The organism is Bradyrhizobium sp. WBOS08 (assembly GCF_024585125.1).
In the GTDB taxonomy this organism is placed as follows: domain Bacteria; phylum Pseudomonadota; class Alphaproteobacteria; order Rhizobiales; family Xanthobacteraceae; genus Bradyrhizobium; species Bradyrhizobium japonicum_B.
This window is the reverse complement of record NZ_CP028988.1, coordinates 181926-196842: the sequence shown is the minus strand read 5'-3', so window position 1 is coordinate 196842 and position 14917 is coordinate 181926. Positions and strand designations below refer to the sequence as shown.

General features: G+C 62.8%; 15 protein-coding genes. 9 read left to right on the top strand and 6 right to left on the bottom strand.

Going from position 1 to position 14917, the window contains the following annotated elements:
• Positions 1–28: 28 nt before the first annotated feature.
• Entirely contained in the window at positions 29–1501 is a 1473-nt protein-coding gene (locus DCM80_RS00965) for an FAD-binding oxidoreductase (protein WP_257198116.1), read from the top strand.
• A gap of 31 nt (positions 1502–1532) precedes the next feature.
• Entirely contained in the window at positions 1533–2495 is a 963-nt protein-coding gene (locus tag DCM80_RS00960) for an MBL fold metallo-hydrolase (protein WP_257195322.1), read from the top strand.
• 100 nt (positions 2496–2595) lie between these two features.
• Here DCM80_RS00960 and hpaD read toward each other — a convergent pair whose 3' ends face one another.
• The 4 genes from hpaD to DCM80_RS00940 all read right to left on the bottom strand — a co-directional run bounded on the left by hpaD (position 2596) and on the right by DCM80_RS00940 (position 5947).
• Positions 2596–3441 (bottom strand): 3,4-dihydroxyphenylacetate 2,3-dioxygenase, encoded by an 846-nt coding sequence (gene hpaD, locus DCM80_RS00955; RefSeq protein WP_257195321.1) that lies wholly within the window; start codon positions 3439–3441, stop codon positions 2596–2598.
• A 254-nt stretch (positions 3442–3695) separates the two neighbouring features.
• Positions 3696–4274, bottom strand: a complete 579-nt coding sequence (locus DCM80_RS00950; protein WP_257195320.1) for an amino acid synthesis family protein — start codon at positions 4272–4274, stop codon at positions 3696–3698.
• Positions 4275–4282: 8 nt separating this feature from the next.
• On the bottom strand, positions 4283–5146 hold the full coding sequence (locus DCM80_RS00945; protein ID WP_257195319.1) for a fumarylacetoacetate hydrolase family protein: 864 nt from the start codon (positions 5144–5146) through the stop codon (positions 4283–4285).
• 99 nt (positions 5147–5245) lie between these two features.
• Entirely contained in the window at positions 5246–5947 is a 702-nt protein-coding gene (locus DCM80_RS00940) for a GntR family transcriptional regulator (RefSeq protein ID WP_257175901.1), read from the bottom strand.
• A gap of 177 nt (positions 5948–6124) precedes the next feature.
• Between DCM80_RS00940 and DCM80_RS00935 the strand changes: the two genes are divergently transcribed.
• The 4 genes from DCM80_RS00935 (at position 6125) to DCM80_RS00920 (ending at position 9796) form a co-directional block, all read left to right on the top strand.
• Positions 6125–7054 (top strand): zinc-dependent alcohol dehydrogenase family protein, encoded by a 930-nt coding sequence (locus DCM80_RS00935; protein ID WP_257195318.1) that lies wholly within the window; start codon positions 6125–6127, stop codon positions 7052–7054.
• The gene (locus DCM80_RS00930; RefSeq protein WP_257195317.1) at positions 7051–7974 is read left to right on the top strand and encodes a VOC family protein; all 924 of its coding nucleotides are present in this window, start codon (positions 7051–7053) and stop codon (positions 7972–7974) included. Before DCM80_RS00935 ends, DCM80_RS00930 begins: the two co-directional genes overlap by 4 nt.
• 73 nt (positions 7975–8047) lie before the next feature.
• The gene (locus DCM80_RS00925) at positions 8048–9025 is read left to right on the top strand and encodes a tripartite tricarboxylate transporter substrate binding protein (protein ID WP_257195316.1); all 978 of its coding nucleotides are present in this window, start codon (positions 8048–8050) and stop codon (positions 9023–9025) included.
• Positions 9026–9166: 141 nt separating this feature from the next.
• Complete coding sequence (locus DCM80_RS00920; protein WP_257195315.1) at positions 9167–9796, top strand: VOC family protein; 630 nt, start codon at positions 9167–9169, stop codon at positions 9794–9796.
• 234 nt (positions 9797–10030) lie between these two features.
• Here the strand turns inward: DCM80_RS00920 and DCM80_RS00915 are convergent, their stop codons facing one another.
• Positions 10031–10993 (bottom strand): tripartite tricarboxylate transporter substrate binding protein, encoded by a 963-nt coding sequence (locus DCM80_RS00915; protein ID WP_257195314.1) that lies wholly within the window; start codon positions 10991–10993, stop codon positions 10031–10033.
• Positions 10994–11070: 77 nt separating this feature from the next.
• On the bottom strand, positions 11071–11646 hold the full coding sequence (locus DCM80_RS00910) for a MarR family winged helix-turn-helix transcriptional regulator (RefSeq protein WP_257195313.1): 576 nt from the start codon (positions 11644–11646) through the stop codon (positions 11071–11073).
• 193 nt (positions 11647–11839) lie between these two features.
• Here DCM80_RS00910 and DCM80_RS00905 point away from each other — a divergent pair, with 193 nt between their 5' ends.
• The 3 genes from DCM80_RS00905 (at position 11840) to DCM80_RS00895 (ending at position 14897) form a co-directional block, all read left to right on the top strand.
• A complete protein-coding gene (locus DCM80_RS00905; protein WP_257198115.1) occupies positions 11840–13468 on the top strand; it encodes an alkaline phosphatase family protein in 1629 nt (542 codons plus the stop codon).
• 89 nt (positions 13469–13557) lie between these two features.
• Positions 13558–13830, top strand: coding sequence for a transposase (locus DCM80_RS00900; protein ID WP_257195312.1), 273 nt, complete (start codon positions 13558–13560; stop codon positions 13828–13830).
• Between the two features lie 227 nt (positions 13831–14057).
• Positions 14058–14897, top strand: coding sequence for an AraC family transcriptional regulator (locus DCM80_RS00895; protein WP_257195311.1), 840 nt, complete (start codon positions 14058–14060; stop codon positions 14895–14897).
• Positions 14898–14917 lie beyond the last annotated feature (20 nt).

Here is a 14917-nt window from a genome sequence, read left to right as displayed (position 1 = left end):
CGTTCCTCGATGGAGCCCAGTGGCAGACATGCTTGAAACCTTGAAGGAAACGGCATCGCTGCTGGACACCACGTGGTCCGTCGCAGCGCCGCGCGTGTCTGCCGAACAGGCGGCGATCGTGATCGAGGAAGCGCGCGGGTTCCTTGGCGACCGGCTGTCGACAAGCATGGCGTTGCGTGAGCAGCACGCGCACGGTGAGGGCCCCACCTTGCCTCATTTGCCGGATGCCGTCGCTTTCGTCGAGACGGTCGACGAGGTCAGGCAAGTTCTGGCGCTCTGTCATCGCGAGGGAGTGCCAATTGTTCCATTCGGCGCAGGGTCGAGCCTTGAGGGGCAGGTGAACGCCGTTTGCGGAGGAATAAGTGTCGATCTCACCCGGCTGAACTCGATCATCGGAGTCAACCGGGAGGACATGGATTGTTTGGTCGAGCCGGGTGTTACGCGTGAGCAGCTCAACAGCTTTATCCGCGACGCCGGCCTGTTCTTTCCAGTGGATCCCGGTGCGGAGTGCACGATTGGAGGAATGTGCGCGACTCGCGCGAGCGGTACGAATGCAGTGCGGTACGGGACCATCCGGGAAAATGTGCTTGGGCTGGAGGTCGCTTTAGCAGATGGCCGGCTCATTTCGACGGGCGGTCGCGTGCGAAAGGCCGCCAACGGGTACGATCTGACCCACCTCTTCATCGGTTCGGAGGGAACACTGGGCATCATCACGAAGATCCGTTTGCGTCTTCACGGCATACCCGAGGCGACCAGCGCCGCCGTGGCGCAATTCCCAACTCTGGCCGCGGCGGTCGAGACGGTCTTCATGACGATGCAGCTCGGTATTCCGATCGCGCGCGTCGAGCTTCTGGATGATGTGCAAATGGGGGCGAGCATCGCCTATTCCAAGCTCGAAGGCTACGAGGCGGTCCCAACCCTGTTCTTTGAGTTCAACGGCAGTCATTCCAGCGTGAAAGAGCAGGCCGAACTCGTCGAGACCATGGCGAATGACGCTGGAGCAGTTCGCTTCGTGTGGTCGAGCGGGACCGAGGAACGCAATCGGCTGTGGACCGCCCGACACCGGGCGTATCCGGCCGCAGTCGCTTTGCGTCCGGGGGCGAAAGGCATTGCGACCGACGTCTGCGTGCCGATCTCGCGGCTTGCCGAAGCTGTGCTCGGAGCGCGCGAGGATATTGCAGCGTCCGGATTGATCGCGCCGATTGCCGGCCACGTTGGAGACGGCAATTTTCACTGCTGCATCCTGGTCGATCCGGACGATCCCGTTGAAGTCGAGCGAGCGCTTACGCTGGATCACAAGATCGTCGCGCGCGGTCTCGCCCTGGGCGGGACCTGCTCTGGAGAGCACGGAATCGGTCTGGGAAAGCGCGGCTTTCTCGAGCAGGAGCACGGAGCTGAGGCTCTGGAGGTGATGCGATCGATCAAGAGGACGCTGGATCCGAAAGGGATCCTCAATCCAGGCAAGCTTTTTCCGGGGCCCCCGTTGGCATCCGCGTCATGAGCTCACCTGTCAGCATCGAAAGGAACATGCGATGAATTGCCAATCCCTGCTCGCAGGCGCCACTATAGCCCTGATATCGTCTTTCGGAACGGCAGCCCTTGCGCAGCCGTTCGAGGGGTGTCCGTCGAAGGAGATCCTGGCGCAGTTCGAGGAGTTCGGCCGCACCAGAAAGATGCCACCCGAGATGGGTGCCTGGCTGAACAATCCCAAGGCTCAGTACATCGAGCCCTGGAAGGCTTTCGATAACGTCTACTATGTCGGCGTTTGCTGGGTCTCGTCCTGGGTCATACGCACAAGTGACGGCGTGGTGTTGATCGACACGTTGCACGAGCCTCATGTCGACCAGCTCATCGCCAATTTGCGCAAGGTCGGCGTCGACCTGGCCGACATTAAGTATGTGCTGATGACGCATGGGCACTTCGATCATGTCGGCGGGGCCGCCAAGCTCAAGCCTCTGTTGCCGAATGCGAAGTTCGTGATGACCAAGACCGGCTGGAGTGAAGCGGCCGCTGCCGCGAAGCAGTCCGAAGCAACCCCGCGTCCGTGGTCTATGATCGACCAGGATGTCGTCGTCGGGGACGGCGACGTCATTCGTTCGGGCGACAATACGTTTGGTGTCGTGGAGACCCCTGGTCATACCCATGGCACAGCGTCGTACACCTACGACGTGAAGGATGGCACAAAGACCTATAGGGCCATCACGGTCGGCGGGCTGGGGCTCAATGCCATCGAAAGTTCGAAGCAGGTCGAAGGCTACATTGCGAGCCTCGACAAGATCAAGAAGCTGGTTGAGCAGCCCGCCAATCCGGTGAAGGTGCATCTCACGACGCACCCGTTCTCGAACGGGTTGACCGAGCTTCGCGAGAAGGTCATTTCGCGCGCGCCAAACGAGCCGAATCCTCTTGTCGACCCGCAGGGTTTGCTCGATCAGCTGGCCTATCTGCGCAAGGGAGCCGAAGCGCGGCTGGATGTCGAGCGCAAGGCGGGTCGCTAGTCATTTCTCGTCGGAGTCGCGGAGTGGCGGTGTCCTCAAGCGGAAGCATGGTGCCACCGAGGCCGGTCTGGCCGGCCTCGGTGTGGTCCGTTCGCGGCCTTCAAAGATGATGCTCGGCGATGATCTGGCCGCTGCCCGATGAGGGGAAGTAGGGACAAAGCAGCTCGGTTTCTCCCGCGTATGTGTCCCAACCGAGCAACCCGAACATCATGTGAGTATCGGCCATCAGGGCCTCGCCGTTGCACTTGGTGGAGTATTCGGGGAGCATGCGGACGAACTCCGCGTAGCGTCGTTCCTTCCATAGATCGAGGACGCGCAAGTCGACCTGGCGGTTGAATTCGCTGCCGACCTGTTCCCACTGGCTGTCGCCGACCTGCTCGTTGGCAACGAGCTTGTGCGACATGGAGCCGGAGGCAAGGACCGCGACCTTGCGATTGGAGGCGGCGATCGCGGCAGCGCAGGCCGTGCCGAACTTGCGGTTCTCCTCCACGCTGGCGAAGATCGGTGCGGCAACTGAAAGGACGCGCGCCCAGCCGTCCTCGTTCATGTAGTGCATCGGCACGATGGTGCCGTACTCCAGCGGCAGCGTCTCCACCTTGTGTGCCATGACCTGGAGACCGTGCTTCGTCGCTTCGGCTGCGATGGCGTCGCCCAGCTCGGGGTCGCCGGGATAGTCGTAGTTCATGTTCTGGATCATATGCGGCGCTTCATGGCTGGTATAGACGCCGCGATGGCGCGCGTTCGCGTTCATGTGACACCCGAAATTCGAGATCCAATGGGTATCGAATACGAGGAACGTGTCGGCCTTCCTGTCGCGGGCACGCCTGCCGATTTCGCGTAACGCCTGAATGGCCGCTGCCCGCTTTCCCTTCAGCGGCCCGTCGCGCTCCGAAATCATGATCGAAGGTACGTGCGCAATCTTGGCCGCCAATACGATGTCACCCATGGACGCCTCCTCGTTGAGTTATCCGGGTATCGTATTTGCCTTGGCCGCAGCGATCCTTAATGCAGATCAAATGGAGAAGGTGCCACGCGCGGGCTGATCATTAAGCGCAGCTTATCGATTACAAAGAAACTATCGATTGTGAGGCCACGCTTGAGGCCTTGCTCGACGATACAAGGCGCCGGGTCGAACCGTCGCCTTGTCGTTTAATTCAGCGGCCAGTGCCCGCAGGTTTCGAGGCGAGCCTCCGTCAATCCTCAGCGCTGCCCATCGTGCACCGAGATATCGGATGCGGCGAGCCCGCCGATCCGCGCATGAGGCCTGCCGCCGGTCGCCATCACCAGCCCGAAAGCGATCTCGTCACGTCTGGGCGCATCCCAAAGCGTCATCTCCGCGGTGCCGAAATGGCTGCGCACATAGCACGCATGGATGTGTCCAAGCGGAACCATGAGACGCGTGCCGGGCCCGCCGATGGTCTTTGCCGCCGGCACGATCGCCTTGGGCTGGCCGAGCACCTCGCGCATGCCCTGGCCGCCGGCTTCGTGCCAGACCGCGCCATGCTCGAGCTCGCCGTCTTCGCCGACGATGATGCCCTTGCCGTAGGCTTCGATGTGCGGCGCGCCTCCGAGCTGCGCGATCAGCCGCGTTGCGAGCTCGCGCCCGAGCTCACGCAAGGCCGCCTGGAACGGCATCAGGTTGGGTTCGTAGCGACCGGCGAAGGGATTGTGGATGACCGCAATGGCCGTTCCGACCAACAGCGGCTTCTCCAGGCGAGGCCCGCGCTCGTGCCAGATTGTCTCGACACCAAGCGCGGTCTTGCGAATATCGTAGGACATGCGCGGCTCTATGCTTCGTCGACGACCGGATTGCTGAGCACGCCGATGTTTTCGATCTCGACCTCGACCACGTCGCCAGGCTTGAGAAAGATCGGCGGCTTGCGGGTGAAGCCGACGCCGGCCGGCGTGCCGGTGGCAATGACGTCGCCGGGAACAAGGTCGAAGATGGTCGAGGAATATTCGATCAACCGCGGGATCGGGAAGATCAGCATCGAGGTGTCGGAGGACTGCACCACCGCGCCATTGACGCGCGTCTCGAGCTTCAGCTTGGCGGGATCGCCGATCTCGTCCGGCGTCACGAGCCACGGTCCGAACGGACCGGTGCCGACGAAGTTCTTGCCGGAGGCAATTTGCCCGGCATGGCGCTGCCAGTCGCGCACGCTGACGTCGTTGTAGATCGAGTAGCCCGCCACGTGATTCCAGGCATCGGCCTGGCTGATATGGCGACCGCCCTTGCCGATGACGACGGCGAGCTCGCCTTCCCAGTCGAAATTGTCGGAGACCTTCGGCCGTATCACCGGCGCGTTGTGGCCGACCTGGGAGCGCCAGACCCGCAGGAAAATCGGCGGATACTCGGTGATCTCGCGCTTCATGCCGAACGCCACCGCCTCGTTGTGGTGGTCGAGATAATTGCGCACGGCGCAGACGATCTTTTCGGGACGCGGAATCACGGGAAGGTATTTGACGTCGGCCAGCTTCATCGTCGGCTTGCGTTCGGCGACGATGGCCTCGCGGCGCGTGTAGTCGTTGCTGCCGAGGAAGTCGGCGAGCGTTGGATATTGGGGCAGGGCGCGGCCGAGATCGACCACGCCATTTTCGACGACGGCTCCCCAGCTTTCCCGATTTCCATCCAGGAACGACAGCAGCTTCATGTCATGACCCCAAAAATTCGCGTTTTTCGATCTTGCCTATTATTTTCGAAAATTGACGCGAACGCAAGCCTGACCCGCCCGAAAAATGAGGACGACGTCCTATTCGGTCTCGAGCAGGTGCCCGGCGTATTTCGCGACATTGTCCGCGGTGGAGCGGATGTGGGTCTCGATCAGCTGCACCGCGAGATCGGCATTGCGCGATATGGCGGCTTGCATGATCGCCTGATGCTCGCCGGCCTTGTCGCGGGGGCGTGGCCGGAAATTGGCCGACAGATGCCGATATCGCTCGGCGCGGTCGAACAGCTCGGCGCGGATTGCGAGCAGAGTCGCGGAGCCACAGGCGGAGACCAGCGCCTGGTGGAATTGCCGGTGGGCGATTTTCCATTCGGGGTCGCGCAGCGGATGCTCGGGATCACGCTGTTCGATACGTTTCAGCCTGTGAAGCGTCGAGATGACGGCAATCTCCCAGTCGTCATCGCCCTTCTGGATGGCCCGGCGCATCAATTCCACTTCGATGAGGACCCGGGCGTCGGTGACCTCCACAAGATCCTGCCGGCTGACCGGCGCAACGCGAAATCCGCGCTGCTCCTGGGCATCGACCAGGCCCTCGGCGGCGAGGGCGGTAAGCGCCTCCCGCAAAGTGGTGAAGCTCGCGCCGAAACGCTCGCGCAAGACGTCGAACCTCAACGGCTCGCCGGGGGCAAGAGCGCAGGTCACGATCTCCTCGCGCAGCCGATGGGTAATGTCGGCGGCGATCGTCTTGCCGAATTCCTTGCGGGGGCGAATGGCGCTGTCGGGCATGGTCCTGCCGGTGAATCGATGGCCCAAGATGCCGTGCCATCGCCCATCTTGCAATAATTTTCGTAACCGCTATTATTTTCGAAAATGTGTGTCGAGGAGGGGGGACATGAGCTCATGAGAGCGGTCCTGGTACGTCAACCGGGCGGGCCGGATGCCCTTGAATTGGTCGAGCTGCCAGTGCCCACGCCGGGAGCCGGACAGGTTCAGATCCGTGCCGAAGCGTTCGGCGTGGGGCAGCCCGACGTGTTGATCCGTCGCGGCGTTTACAAATGGATGCCGCCGCTGCCGGCCAATCCCGGCAATGATGTCGCCGGCTGCATCTCCGCGCTCGGGGCGGGCGTTGAGGGCTTGCACGTCGGCCAGAAGGTCCTGCTGAGCGCGCGTGATCTATCGCAGCGCGGCGGCTGTTATGCCGATTATGTGGTCGCTCCCGCCGACGCCGTTCATATGCTTCCCGACAACGTCGATCTGCAAGCAGCGGTGTGCCTGTCGAATTATCAGGTGGCTTACGCACTCCTGCAGGAGTGCCGCCATCCGCGCGCGCCCGCGAGCGTCCTGGTGATCGGCGCGGCCGGCGGCGTCGGCACCGCGCTGGTGCAACTGGCCAAGCTGGCACAGATGACCGTGATCGGCACGGTCTCCACCGCCGAGAAGGCCGAGTTCGCGCGCCGCCACGGCGCCGACCACGTCATCTTCTACCGCAGCGAGGATGTCGTGGCGCGGACCCGCGAACTGACCAAGGGCGCGGGCGTCGGTCTCGTTCTCGACCACGTCTGCGGCCCGGAGTTTGCGTCCTATCTCGGGGTGCTCGGAAAATGGGGCACGCTGCTGTCCTACAACGCCTTCGCCGGGCTGCCGGAAGAGAATCTGATGGCGGCGATGCGCAATCATCTCGACATCTGCCCGGCCGTGCGCTGCTTCTCCTTTCACATTTATGACCATGATCGCGAGGGCCGTCGCGCGCTGATGCGCAACGTGATCGACGCCCTGAGCCGCAATGCGATCAAGCCGGCGATCTCGGCGGTCCTGAAGCTGGATCAGGTCAGTCAAGCTCACACCTTGCTGGAGCAGGGCTCCGCGCTCGGCAAGATCATCATGACGCGTTGAGAGAGTGGACCACAATGACGACCCAGGTACCCATTGCTCGATTCACGCGGCTGAGACACGCGACTTTTTCTTCGCCGGATACGGAGCGATTGCTCGATTACTACCGCGGAGTGATCGGTCTCGGTCTGATCGGCCGCGATCGAGATCGCGTTTTCCTTGCCAGCGATTCCGAGCAGCTTTCGCTCGTGATCGAGCCCGGCGAGGCGGCATTGACGAGCATCGCGTTCGAGATATCACCTGACGTCGAGATGGCGGCGCTGGAGGCTGCCCTGAAACGCGCGGATCTGCGTCCAGAGCTGCGGAGTGATCCTCTGCCGGGGATCTCCAGGCTGCTGTCGTTCATCGATCCCGAAGGGACGCGGTTCGAGTTGATTCAAGGCTGGACGCCGACGCCGGCGCAGGAGCGCATCGGCGCGCTCGCCGTCACCAAGCTCGGCCATGTCGCGCTTCGGACGCCCGACCCGTTGGCGACGTCGAACTTCTGTGCTGATGTCATGGGTTTGCGGGTGTCCGACTGGGTCGAGGACCGTTTCGTCTTCATGCGCAGCGGCTACGAACATCATACGTTGAACTTCGCCCGTGCTCCCGTGCGCAGCCTCCATCACCTCGCATTCGAATTGCGCGGCCCCTCCCACATGCAACAGGCTTGCGATCATCTCGCTCGCCACAAGCTCAATATCCTTTGGGGGCCGGTCCGCCACGGCCCTGGCCACAACACGGCCGTCTATCACCGTAATCCCGACGGCCATCTGGTCGAGCTGTTCCACGATCTCGACCGCATGATCGATGAGGAGCTTGGCTATTTCGATCCGCGCCCTTGGCATCGCGATCGTCCGCAGCGCCCGAAAGTCTGGGTTGGGCTGCCGCGCGACGTCTGGGGTCTGCCGCCATCACCCGAATGCGTCGAGTTCGCCCGCTAGGCGGCCGGCACTTGTCTTGAAGACCGCCGCTTCACCGCGGCCAACGAAACAAGATCAGAGGGAGGATGCATCCATGCAATGGATTCGTATTGCGGCGACCGGATTTCTGCTTGGCAGCGTCATTGCTGCCGGGCCTGCGCGATCGGCGGACAATTATCCGTCGCGGCCGATACGTCTGGTTCACGGCTTCGCTGCAGGCGGCGCGGCCGATGCGCTGTCGCGCATCGTTGCCGACGGGCTGTCCAAGAAGCTCGGGCAACCGGTCGTGGTCGAGGCCAAGCCGGGGGCGGGCGGCAACATTGCGGCGGACGCGATCGCCAGGACTGAGCCCGACGGCTATACGCTCGGCCTCGTGACCGGCGCCCATGCCATATCGGCCGCGACCTACAAGAGTCTGAGCTACCAGCCGGCCGAAAGCTTCGACATGATCTCGACGCTGGTCTACTACGCGCTGGTCATTGCGGTGCGTAACGACCACCCGGCCAAATCGCTCGGCGAGTTGATCGTGATGGCAAAGCAGAAACCCGGCGCGCTGAGCTTCGGCTCGGTCGGTTTCGGTAGCACGCACCATCTCGCAGGAGAGCTGCTCAATGCGATGGCCGGCACCGAGATGGTGCACGTCCCCTACCGCGGGGATTCCCAGTCCATCACTGCGCTGCTTGGCGGCGAGGTTCCGGTCATCCTCGGCACGCCGGTCCTGCTCGCAGCACAGATCCAGAGCGGAGCCGTTCGCGGGCTGGCCGTGACTTCGCCGACGCGGACCGCGCTTTTGCCTGACGTCCCGACGGTCGAGGAGGCCGGAGTCAAGGGATATGACGTGCGCACGTGGGCGGGCCTTCTCGCTCCCAAGGGCACCCCACCTGCCGTCGTTGCGACGCTCAACGCGGCGACGCTCGAGATCCTCAAGGACCCCGAGATCAAGCAGCGCCTGGAAACGGCCGTCGGAGGCGAAGTCCGTGGCGGCTCCCCAGAAGAGATGAAGAAGCTGATCCAGTCCGAAATCGCGAAGTGGTCGGGCGTGGTGGAGCGGGCGAAGATTCCTAGGATCTGATCCGTTGGCCTCGCGGAAGCAGAAGCTTGCAGGGGAGGGAGTGTCAGGGATCGTCGTTCTTTCCTGCAGACATTGTTGGCCGGCACCGCCCGCGGCTGATCAAGGACAAGTCGCGGCCCGCATTGGCAACCACCTCGTTCGATGTTCCTGTCGAGCGTCATCCAAGAACTGCCCATCTGGAAGATCAACATGACTGAAGCCACATCGAAAGCGGAATCCTCGTCGCCATCGCGTCCGAATCTCAGTCACGTCGGCATCTATGTCTGGGACATCAAGACGATCGAGGACTTCTATTGCAGGACCCTCGACCTGGTGGTGACGGATCGCGGCGTCGGCAGGCGTTTCCAGAACCAGCTCGTTTTCATGAGTTCGCAACCGAACATGCATCATCAGCTGGCGCTTGCCTCGGGCAGAGCGCAGAACGCTCCCAGCACGGTGATGCAGCTGTCCTTCAAGGTCACACAACTCGATCAGCTTCGTTCCACGCGCACCAAAGCCTTGGCCAACGGCGCGACCGAAATGTTCGGTCTGAACCACGGCAATGCCTGGTCGATCTACTTCAACGACCCCGAGGGCAATCTGGTCGAAGTCTATGTGGATACGCCGTTCTATGTCCCGCAGCCGCACGGCGATCCGCTCGAACTCGAGAAGACCGACGAGCAGCTCTTGCGCGAGACCGAGGAAGCCTGCCGAAAGGATCCTGGCTTCATGCTGGTTTCCGAGTGGGAGCGTCTGATGTCGCAGCGTTTGGAGAACGACAAGGCTCACTGACCCAAGCCGTTGCGGAGCAAACGAGTGTGCGCTTCCACGGGTAGCGGTCAGCAGGGGTGAAGGCCACCTTGCGCCGCGAGCCGCGCATGACCAGATCGAGCTTGATCCAAAGGGCCGATCGAGCGGCGAGACCGCCGGTGGCGATGTCGCCGCTATCGATCGTGCATCGAGCTATTGGACGTCAAATCCGTCGGTTTGCGCGCAAGGACTCCGTTCGACCCTGCATGGCATCGGCTATTGCCCTGAGAGCCCGGCGGCCTTAATGACCGGCGCCCATTGCTCGTAGTCTGCCTTTTGGATTGCGGCGAGTTCGGCCGAAGTGGTGCCCGTTGGCGTCAGCCAGAGCGCACGCGCTTTCGCCTGGAATTCGTCGCCATGGATCGAGTCAACGATCAGCTTGTTCAGCTTGTCGATTTCGGCAGGCGGCGTCTTGGACGGAGCGAACATGCCGTACCAGCCGGATCCCGAGATTGCGTAGCCCTGCTCGATGAAGGTCGGCACATCGGGGACCAGCGCATTCCGCGACTTGCCGCTGCTCGCCAACAGCTTGATGGTTCCAGCCTTCGCCTGGCCTACGAGGTCGCCCAGCGGCGCACACACCAGCGGGATTTGCCCGCCCATGACGTCCGTGAGCGCCGGCCCGGTCCCCTTGTAGGCGATCGGCTGGATACTGATGCCGGAGTCGGCCGCGAATTTGAGTGGCAACAGATGTGGCAGCGCACCAAGGCCCGGTACGCCGACATTGTTCTGGGCGGGATTTTTCTTCAGCCAGTCCAGAAGCTGCGCGAGGGTTCTGGCATCTGTCATCGGTCCAGCCGCCAGCCCAAAGTCGTAGGTCACGACCTGGGTGATAGGAGTGAAATCCGTGAACGCGTTGTAGGGCAGATCCTTGAACACGGTGGGAAACAGCACCATGGCGCCGAAAGGCGTGAACAGCAGCGTCATGCCGTCAGGATCGGCGCGCTGCACCTCACGCACGCCGATGCGGCCGTCCGCTCCCGTCTTGTTCTCGACGATGGCCGTGACGCCAAGCTTCTTCTGAATGTCTTGGGCAAGCAGGCGCGCCAGCACGTCGCCGCCGCTTCCCGGCGAATAGGGATATATGATCTTGAGAGTCGTACCCGCCGCATCAGCCTGGTAGCTGCACAAGCCGGCTGTCGCCGCCACTGCACCGAGCAAAAAGTCCCGTCTGTACATCCTTCCCTCCCCATTTCCCATTGAGCTCGTCCGTCTTTTTGTGCGGCGAGCCGTTCGATCGACCAAGAGCCGCGGGCTCACGGTCCGGCAGTTTTCAGGTCGCGAACGCGCGGCGCCCCGCGGGACGGCCGAATCTGCGTGGCGTCGCGCTGCGACCCTCGGCGCGGCGATCGCGTGCCGGCAGGCCTGGAGCGCGACGGCGGCTTGGCCGCATTCCGCTCCGGCCGTTGCTTTGCCGGGCGCCGGAAGATCTCGTCGAACGACTGCACGGTGGCCTCCGTCACCTTGTCGAGCAGGCGGAGGAGCTCCGCCTTTTCCTTCGGGCTGAGATATCGCGTGATCATTTCGTTGCGTGCGGACGTGAAGGCCAGGACGCGATCGTGCAAGCGGCGTCCGGCGGCAGTCGGCACAAATAGCGTTTGCCGGCGGTCCTGCAAGCTTGCGCTGTGCGACACCAGGCCCTTGCGGATCAGATCGGATACCGACCTGCTGATCTGCGCCTTGTCCAGGTAAAGCTCGGCCGCGAGCGCGGCGAGCGTGACCGGCTGGAGCGCATGGATCAGGCCGAGCGCGCGCCACTCGCCGAGGTTCAACCCGAACTCGCCCGATATCCGCAGCTGTCCGGTGCGCTCACCGATGGTGGCGAGACGCAAAATGCGAAACATCAGAAGCCGGCGAACGTCGCCTTCGGCCTTTGTCGGGGCACCTTTTGAACGCGCAGTCATGGTTCCCCAATTGATGTTGACTTTGTCAATGTTTGACTTTCTCATTGAGATTGCGGCGAGTCAAGCAGGATCGTGCATTCGCCGCGCCACGTTCAGCCTGCCACCAACAGAAGGCGCGGAAATGCCCACCCGCAATGTCCTGTTCATCATGTGCGATCAGCTCAGGTACGATTACCTGAGCTGTTCCGGTCATCCCTACCTCCAGACGCCGAACATCGACGCGCTCGCGGCGCGCGGCGTCCGCTTCACGCGCGCCTACGTGCAGTCTCCGGTCTGCGGCCCGTCGCGCATGAGCTATTACACGGGCCGCTACATGCGCTCGCACGGATCGAACTGGAACGGATTTCCCTTGCGCATCGGCGAGCCGACGCTCGGCGATCACTTGCGCCAGCTGGGCGTCCGCACGGCACTGGTCGGGAAGACGCACATGACGTCGGATAACGAGGGGATGCAGCGGCTCGGCATCGATCCCGGCTCTACCATCGGCGTGCTCGCTTCCGAATGCGGCTTCGAGCCCTACGACCGCGACGATGGCCTGCACCCGTCGGCAAGACGACAACGCAGCGAACCCTACAACGCCTATCTTCGCTCCAAGGGCTATGAGGGGAATAATCCGTGGGAGACATGGGCCAACTCCGGAGCGGCCGCGGACGGCAGCCTGCAGAACGGCTGGCTTCTCGTTCATGCCGACAAGAAGGCGCGCGCACCGGACGAAGACACGGAGACGCCTTGGACGACGCGCGAAGCGATGCGCTTCATCGCCGAGGCCGCAGCCGAGCAGCGGCCCTGGTGCCTGCATCTGTCCTATATCAAGCCTCATTGGCCCTATATCGCGCCGGCGCCCTATCATGAGATGTTCGGCAAGGAGCAGGTGGTTCCGGCCGTCCGGGACGAGCGCGAGCGCGGCAACGAGACGCATCCGGTCTACAAGGCCTTCATGAATCTGCGCGTATCCCGCAACTTCTCGCGCGAGGAGGTGCGTCAGCGCGTCATTCCGGCGTATATGGGTCTCATCAAGCAGATCGACGACCAGCTCGGCGAGCTGTTCGCGTTTCTGAAGGAGAGGGAGCTCGACAAGACGACGATGATCGTCTTCACCTCCGACCACGGCGACTATCTCGGCGACCACTGGCTCGGCGAAAAGGACCTATTCCATGACGTCTCCGTCAAGGTTCCGATGATCGTCGTCGACCCTTCTCCAGAGGCCGACAACACCCGCGGCACCACCTGCGATGCCCTGGTCGAAGCGATCGACCTCACGCCGACCTTCATCGAATTCTTCGGAGCAACGTCACCGCGCCATATCGTCGAGGGCAAGTCGCTGATGCCTTGGCTTCGCGGTGCTGCACCGTCGCATTGGCGAACGCACGTGTTCTCCGAATACGATTACTCCATGCAGGACGTGCGCGGCTATCTCGGGCTTGGCGTCGACCAATGCCGCTTGTTCATGGTGTTCGACGGGCGCTGGAAATACATCCACGCGCCCGGCTTCCGCCCGATGCTCTTCGATCTTCAGTCCGACCCGCAGGAGCTTCGCGACCTCGGCGCCGACCCCGCCCATGGGGATACACTCGTCAAAATGCGCGCTGCACTGCTCGACTGGGCGCTAACCGATCACAACCGAATTACGACGCCGGATGCCCGCATCGAATCCTACAGCTCGGCGACGCAGCTCAAGGGAGGAATATTGATCGGATATTGGGACGAGGCGGAACTTGAGGAAGCGCGGCAGCGCTTGCAGCCGGACTAGGCCAGGCCGGTCATTGACCGAACGCGAGATCAACGGTCCTACCGTGCAGGAGCGCCTCCGTGTGCGCCGGGAGCGTAGTCACCCCCTAATTGATCGTCGAGTTGGAGGTGTGGTTGCGCGAGCCGCGGGCCAAGCTCTCCGGGAACAACGACACGATCAACGCGATCAATTACTGCCTCAACCGCTGGGCTTCATTGAGCCGCTCCCTTGGTGATGGACGGTTTTCCATGTTGAACATGCCGCTGAGCGTGAGCTACGGCGGTCACCGTGGGACGAAAAATTGGACCTTTACCCGGTCTGATGAGGGCGGCCGGCGTGCGGCCGCCATCTACGGCGTCATCGCCACGGCAAATCGTTCTTGATGGCCATGGGATCTAGTCTCAATCGACGCGCATACTCGGACGTGATGGGGGCGCTGACCCCAGCGCCGCGGTCGCGCGGCTGCTTGCGGAGGCTCGGACATGAGCCGGTTGGCGCCTCCAAGCGACTTGCGTCGGTTTGCGTCGTTGGAATATGAAGCGGGTGCTGCTTATCGTGCCGTGCCAACAAAGCAACCATTTTGCAGCGCAATGCCTGGAGGAGGGAACTGATGTCGACGGCCCTGCGCATCGCTCATGGCGCTTTCGGCAGGGTCGCTCTGCTCGACATGGACCGTTCGCTGGTCCGCCACGCCCACCATCACTGCCACGTCCTGCTCAAGGTCGAGGGCGCCGACACGCAATTCATGGTCGGCGACCAGGTCACGCCGCTCACGGACACCGCCGCCGTGCTCGTTGACGGCTGGAAGCCGCACGCCTACGTGCATGACGTCAATCGCCCGCGCACGCTCATCATGGCGCTCTATATCGAGCCCGAATGGCTGAAGGAGTTCCGCCGGGGTTGGGCTGCGAGCGGTGCGCCGGGCTTTTTCGAGCGGCCTTCGGGCGAGGTGTCACCGCGCATCCGCCAGCTCACGCTGCATCTGGCGGCTGAAATGATGGCGAATCCGGACGCGGTGCGGACCCATGAGCAGACGCTGTCCGACCTGATGATTGCCGTGATCGAGCGCTTCACTGAGTGGCGCAGCTTCCCGACCTCGATCCGCGGCATGAGCGCGGTGAACTGCGACTGGCGCATCCGGCGTGCGATGGACGCGATGCGGACGCACGACTCCTATGGCAATGTCGATCAGTTCGTGAAGGGTGCCGGCCTCTCGCGCGCGCAGTTCTTCCGCCTGTTCGAAACCTCGCTCGGCGTCTCGCCGAAGCTCTATCTCAACGTCGTCCGCATGGAGCGCGCGCTCGATGCGGTGATGCGTGAGGACACCCCGCTCGGCGAGCTCAGCGAGCGTTTTGGCTTTCCGGAACCCGCGCATTTCACGCGGTTCTTCCGCGATCATGCCGGCGTCAGTCCGCGCGAGTTTCGCAACGTCTCGCGTCTTGCTGGCTGATATTGCGCCGCACGCTCTCG

Bases quoted from the DNA above. Each gene is read 5' to 3' on its own strand.
- DCM80_RS00940 (WP_257175901.1), bottom strand. From the start codon at position 5,947: ATGCCCGACAGCGCCATTCGCCCCCGCAAGGAATTCGGCAAGACGATC.
- DCM80_RS00895 (WP_257195311.1), top strand. From the start codon at position 14,058: ATGTCGACGGCCCTGCGCATCGCTCATGGCGCTTTCGGCAGGGTCGCT.
- DCM80_RS00960 (WP_257195322.1), top strand. From the start codon at position 1,533: ATGAATTGCCAATCCCTGCTCGCAGGCGCCACTATAGCCCTGATATCG.
- hpaD (WP_257195321.1), bottom strand. From the start codon at position 3,441: ATGGGTGACATCGTATTGGCGGCCAAGATTGCGCACGTACCTTCGATC.
- DCM80_RS00915 (WP_257195314.1), bottom strand. From the start codon at position 10,993: ATGTACAGACGGGACTTTTTGCTCGGTGCAGTGGCGGCGACAGCCGGC.
- DCM80_RS00950 (WP_257195320.1), bottom strand. From the start codon at position 4,274: ATGTCCTACGATATTCGCAAGACCGCGCTTGGTGTCGAGACAATCTGG.
- DCM80_RS00945 (WP_257195319.1), bottom strand. From the start codon at position 5,146: ATGAAGCTGCTGTCGTTCCTGGATGGAAATCGGGAAAGCTGGGGAGCC.
- DCM80_RS00965 (WP_257198116.1), top strand. From the start codon at position 29: ATGCTTGAAACCTTGAAGGAAACGGCATCGCTGCTGGACACCACGTGG.
- DCM80_RS00925 (WP_257195316.1), top strand. From the start codon at position 8,048: ATGCAATGGATTCGTATTGCGGCGACCGGATTTCTGCTTGGCAGCGTC.
- DCM80_RS00920 (WP_257195315.1), top strand. From the start codon at position 9,167: ATGTTCCTGTCGAGCGTCATCCAAGAACTGCCCATCTGGAAGATCAAC.
- DCM80_RS00905 (WP_257198115.1), top strand. From the start codon at position 11,840: ATGCCCACCCGCAATGTCCTGTTCATCATGTGCGATCAGCTCAGGTAC.